Annotated in this window: 3 protein-coding genes; 2 read left to right on the forward strand and 1 reads right to left on the reverse strand. The window is 71.8% G+C overall.

Annotated features, from left to right (window positions below):
- Positions 1–68: 68 nt before the first annotated feature.
- Positions 69–1,370, reverse strand: coding sequence for a glycoside hydrolase family 26 protein (locus AOK11_RS33965; protein WP_055597515.1), 1,302 nt, complete (start codon positions 1,368–1,370; stop codon positions 69–71).
- Between the two features lie 212 nt (positions 1,371–1,582).
- Between AOK11_RS33965 and AOK11_RS33970 the strand changes: the two genes are divergently transcribed.
- Positions 1,583–2,836 carry a carboxylate--amine ligase gene (locus tag AOK11_RS33970; protein ID WP_055597516.1) on the forward strand — a complete coding sequence of 418 codons (1,254 nt, stop codon included), beginning with the start codon at positions 1,583–1,585 and terminating at the stop codon, positions 2,834–2,836.
- A gap of 2 nt (positions 2,837–2,838) precedes the next feature.
- On the forward strand, positions 2,839–3,636 hold a 798-nt coding region (locus AOK11_RS33975), incomplete at its 3' end, for an NAD(P)-binding domain-containing protein (protein ID WP_157869509.1).

Raw genomic sequence — 3,636 nt, forward strand, 5'->3', positions numbered from 1 at the left:
GCTGTGCGCGGACAGCGGTGACGACGGTGGGTCCGGCCGGGCCGGCGGCGGCTGCGGCGGGTACGCGATCACCGGCCGAAGGGGAGGCAGAGCTTTCCGCCGAGCCAGAACTCCACCCTGCTGCCCAGTTCCACCGGCAAGCAGCCCACCGGGGGCGGCGGCACGGTGGGGACGGGTGGCACAGGCGTGAGCACCGGGGGCACCGAGGGCGCCGGGGGCACCACGACGTCGCGGCCGAAGAGGACGGACCGGTAGTGGCGGGACGAGGCCGGGTTCTGGTCGCACCACCACACACCGTGCGGGCAGTAGTCGGTCAGCGTGTTGTACAGCGGCTTGTGCTCGTCCATCCAGGCGAGCATGCGCCGCATGTACTCGAGATTGTCGCCGTTGCGGAAAAGCCCCCATTCGGGATAGGAGACGGGTTTGCCATGGGCTTTCGCAAAATCCACGTGCGCCTGAAGTCCGTAGGGTTCCTCGACCTGTTCGTCAAAGGACATTCCGGCAGGCTGGTCGTAGGAGTCCATGCCGATGACGTCGACCGTGTCGTCGCCCGGGTAGCACTGGGTCCAGGGCACGGCGTCCCAGCCGCGGCTCGGCGTGAAGTCGAACCGGAACTTCTGGCCCGGCACCGCGCGCATGGTGGTGACGATCCTGTTCCAGTACGTCTTCCAGGCCTGAGGGTCCGGTCCGCACCGGTGGGTGTAGGTGACGCCGTTCATCTCCCAGCCGAGCACGAGGATCGTGTCCGGCACCTTCAGCCGGACCAGCCGTTCGGCCAGCGCGCGGAAGTGGTGATCGAACTCCCCGGCCGCGCCCCGCCGCAACAGCTCCCTGACCTCGTGGTCCGGGACGCCCGCCTCGTTGCGCTCCTGCAGGGGCACGTTGAGGACGAGCATCCGGTCGTCCTTCTCGTTGCGCCAGCGTGCCCACGACTCGAGGAAGCGGACGTCGCCCTCGATGTCGCTCCAGTGGTTGCCGGGCAGGTAGGTGTGGCCGACACGGAGTTCGGCGCCGCCCAGCCAGCGGCTGAACTGCTCCATCCGGGCCACGCCCCGCTCGTCGGAGCCGAGGAAGGCGCCGAAGGGCGGGCCCTGTGTGCCCGGCACCGGGACGGCCGGGGGCTTGACGGCCGGGACCGGGACCGACGGGGCGGTGACCGACGGCATCAGGACCGGTGGCATGGGGGCGGGCCGCTGTACGAGGTCCGGGAAGGCGACCGCGGACGCCGTCGGGCCCGGCGCCGGAACGCGAGGGTCGCCGGCTCCGCCCAACCCCGCCGCGGTACCGGACATCAGGGCTGCCGACACGGCCATCGCCACCGCACCCACGACCAGCCCGCGGACCCGGACACGTTCGTGCTGTGGGGCCATTCCTGCTCCTGTCTTCGCTCTCGTTTCCGGCCTTCCGAACTTCTGAGCTTCTGAGCTTCTGAGCTTCTGAGCTCCTACCTCTGGACTCGTTATTGACGAACATTCATCCGAAAGTCAGTCACAGGAATTCTCATGGTGCCACCGCCAATGTGGTTTTCGAGTGCCATGCTCGCCCGTGCGGGTGAGCGAATTCAAAAAGAAAGAGACAATTCGTGCCGCTGCTCGACACCCGTGTCCCCGCCGTGATTCTGCGGGTCGACCGGAATCCCTTCCATCACGGAACGCTGGGGGCCGTGCGTTCGCTGGGCCGGGCGGGAGTGGAAGTGCATGTCGTCGCCGACGAGTCCCGGAGCCCCGTGCGCAGCTCCCGCTATGTGCGTCGGCTGCACACCCCGCCGCCGCCCGGAGCGTCCGCGGACGACGTCCTCGCCGTGCTGCGCCGTGTCGCCGACCGGATCGCGCGTCCTGCCGTGCTGGTCCCGATGGACGACGCGAGCGCGATCGCCGCGGGGCGCCTGCGGGACGCTCTCGCCCCCTCCTACCTGCTGCCGGCGATGCCGGACATGCTGCCCGAACGCGTCGCCGACAAGGCGGAACTGGCCGCCGTGTGCGCGTCGGCGGACATTCCGCACCCGGAGACACTCGTCCCCGACAGCCCGGAGCGGGCGGCCGCCGACGCGACGCGGCTCGGGCTGCCGGTGGTGGCGAAGTGGAGCCGGCCCTGGCTGCTGCCGGCCGGCAGCGGGTTGCGCAGCACGCTGCTGGTGCGCTCCGCGCAGCAGGCCCGGGAGCTGTACCTGCGCAGCGAGGAGGCGGGCAGCCCGCTCCTGCTGCAGGCGTATCTGCCGCCGGGCCCGGCCCGGGACTGGTTCTTCCACGGCTACGCCGACCACTCGGGTGCCGTGCGCGCCGGCGGACCGGGGGTCAAACGGCTGGCCTGGCCGCGGGGTGCGGGGCTGACCGCGGTGGGCAGCTGGGTGCCCAATCCGCAGGTGCGGGCCCTGGCCGAGCGGCTCACCGGTGAACTGGGCTACCGCGGCGTCTTCGACCTCGACTTCCGCCGCTGCCACGCGACGGGCCGTTACCACCTGCTCGACTTCAACCCGCGCCCCGGCGCCCAGTTCCGGCTCTTCGAGGACGGGGCCGGACTGGACGTCGTGCGTGCCCTGCACCTGGACCTGACGGGCCGTCCGCTGCCGGACGGGGGCCCGGTGGCCGGGCGGGCTTTCGTGGTGGAGAACTACGCGCCGTTCGCCGTGCTGCGTGCGGCGCCGGGCGGACGCGAACTGGCCTGGTACGCCCCGGACGACCGGGCTCCCGGACGGGCGATGTGGTCCCTGTGGGCCCGTCATGTGTCCGGCCGGCTGCGGGAGCGGCTGGGCGGCGGCGTGGTGGTACCGCCGTCCCCCGTGATCCCCCGGGCGGCCTCCCCCTCCCTGACCGACAACGAGAAAGCGAGCAGTTGATGATGTACGACCTCCTGGTGGTCGGCGCCGGCCCGTACGGTCTGTCGATCGCTTCCCACGCAGCGGCAGCCGGGCTGCGCCTGCGCGTGTTCGGCCGGCCCATGGCGTCCTGGCGGGACCACATGCCCGGCGGCATGTTCCTGAAGTCGGAGCCCTGGGCGTCCAACCTTTCGGATCCGGGCGGACGCCGGACCCTGGCCGCGTACTGCGAGGAAAAGGGGCTGACCGCACGTCACGCCCAGCCGATCCCGGTGGAGGAGTTCGCGTCGTACGGCCTGTGGTTCGCGCGCCACGCCGTGCCGGACGTGGACGAGCGCATGGTGACCCGGGTGGCGTCGGCTCCCCACGGCTTCACGGTGGTGACCGCGGACGGGGAGGCGCTGCAGGCGCGGACGGTGGCGCTGGCGGTCGGGGTGATGCCGTTCATCGAGGTCCCGTCGGCCCTGCGCGGACTGCACCCGTCCCTGGTGACGCACAGCAGCCACCACAGCGACCTCGACCAGTTCCGGGACAAGGACGTCACGGTGATCGGCGGCGGCCAGGCGGCTCTGGAGACCGCGGCGCTGCTCGCCGAACAGGGCACGCGCGTAAGGGTGCTGGCGCGGGCGGAGCGACTGGTGTGGAACGATGTGCCGCCGCCCTGGGAGCGCCCTTGGTGGCAGTCGGTCCGCTCCCCCCACAGCGGTCTGGGCCCCGGCTGGCGGAACTGGTTCTACTCGGAGCGTCCCGGCCTCTTCCGGCGGCTGCCGCAGCAGACCCGGACCCGTATCGCGGGGGCGGCCCTGGGGCCGGCGGGGGCG

The sequence above is a fragment of the Streptomyces hirsutus genome, from assembly GCF_001418415.1.
GTDB classification, from domain to species: domain Bacteria; phylum Actinomycetota; class Actinomycetes; order Streptomycetales; family Streptomycetaceae; genus Streptomyces; species Streptomyces hirsutus.

Bases quoted from the DNA above. Each gene is read 5' to 3' on its own strand.
- AOK11_RS33965 (WP_055597515.1), bottom strand. From the start codon at position 1,370: ATGGCCCCACAGCACGAACGTGTCCGGGTCCGCGGGCTGGTCGTGGGT.